2 protein-coding genes are annotated in these 1,313 nt (G+C 70.4%); both read right to left on the reverse strand.

The annotated features are described in order from the left end of the window. Positions 1 to 213: zinc ribbon domain-containing protein (locus GKQ77_RS34210; protein ID WP_219692788.1), on the reverse strand; the 213-nt coding region annotated here is incomplete at its 3' end. 130 nt (positions 214 to 343) lie between these two features. Beyond that, positions 344 to 1,039, reverse strand: coding sequence for a demethylmenaquinone methyltransferase (locus GKQ77_RS32790; protein ID WP_219692789.1), 696 nt, complete (start codon positions 1,037 to 1,039; stop codon positions 344 to 346). Positions 1,040 to 1,313 lie beyond the last annotated feature (274 nt).

The following is a 1,313-nucleotide window of genomic DNA, read 5'->3' on the forward strand; positions in this document are numbered from 1 at the left end:
GGGAACTTCCGTCTCGGGGGCCTTCGTTGGAGCGGGCGGAACGTCCAGAACGTCCGGAGCGGCCGGGGTTTCCGGGGCATCCGGGGCTTTCGGGGCTTCCGGCTCCGACGCCTCCGGCGCCGATGCCTCTGGAAGGCGTTCCTTGCCGCACTTCATGCAGAAGCGGGCCTCATCAGGGGCGGGGGCCCCGCAGTGCGGGCAGTACAACGCCATCAAACGCTCCGTCACAGTCCAGGAGATCACCCGCGAGCGGGAAAGGACCGACCCTATAAGAACCGCATAAGGTCCGGCGCGAGTCGCGACGCAAGCGTTACGGAGCGTTCGCCCTCAACTCCCGTGTGGATCAGCCCTGCTTGAAGCCCCGGTGCAGCGCCACGACGCCGCCGGTGAGGTTCCGCCAGGCCACCTTCGACCAGCCGGTCTCCCGCAGCCGGGCGGCGAGCGCGGGCTGGTCGGGCCAGGAGCGGATCGACTCGGCGAGGTAGACGTAGGCGTCGGGGTTGGAGGAGACCGCGCGGGCCACCGGCGGCAGAGCCCGCATCAGGTACTCGGTGTAGACCGTCCGGAACGGCGCCCAGGTCGGGCTGGAGAACTCGCAGATCACGACGCGTCCGCCGGGCTTCGTCACGCGGTACAGCTCGCGCAGCGCGGCGTCGGTGTCCTGGATGTTGCGCAGCCCGAAGGAGATGGTGACGGCGTCGAAGGTGTCGTCCTTGAACGGCAGCCTCGTCCCGTCGCCCGCCGTGAACGGCATCCACGGGTGGCGCGCCTTGCCGACCCGGAGCATGCCGAGCGAGAAGTCGCAGGGGACGACGTACGCACCGGCCTGGGCGAAGGGCTGCGAGGACGTGGCGGTGCCGGCGGCGAGGTCCAGGACCTTCTGCGCGGGGCGCGCGTCGACCGCCTTCGCGACCTCCTTGCGCCAGAGGCGGGCCTGGCCGAGGGAGAGCACGTCGTTGGTGAGGTCGTATCGTTCCGCGACGTCGTCGAACATCGTGGCGACGTCGTGCGGCTGCTTGTCCAGGGTGGCTCGGGTCACCCCGCCATTGTGGCAGGCGGGTCTTCTGCCTTGGCGGGCGGGACGGTGAGCGCGTGCGGGTTTGTGGTGGTTGCTCGCGCCGTTCCCCGCGCCCCTTACGGGCGCTCCCGTGCGGGTTGGGGGTGGTTGCTCGCGCAGTTCCTCGCGCCCCTTACGGGGCCCTCTGCACGCCCCCCTAGCGGGCCCTGTACACCAGTCTGCCTGCCATCACCGTTGCCACGCACGTCTGTGGGCCCTGGGTTACCAGGTCGGGGCGGGACGGGACGTCGAAGAT

Source organism: Streptomyces anatolicus (assembly GCF_019400875.1).
GTDB lineage: Bacteria > Actinomycetota > Actinomycetes > Streptomycetales > Streptomycetaceae > Streptomyces > Streptomyces anatolicus.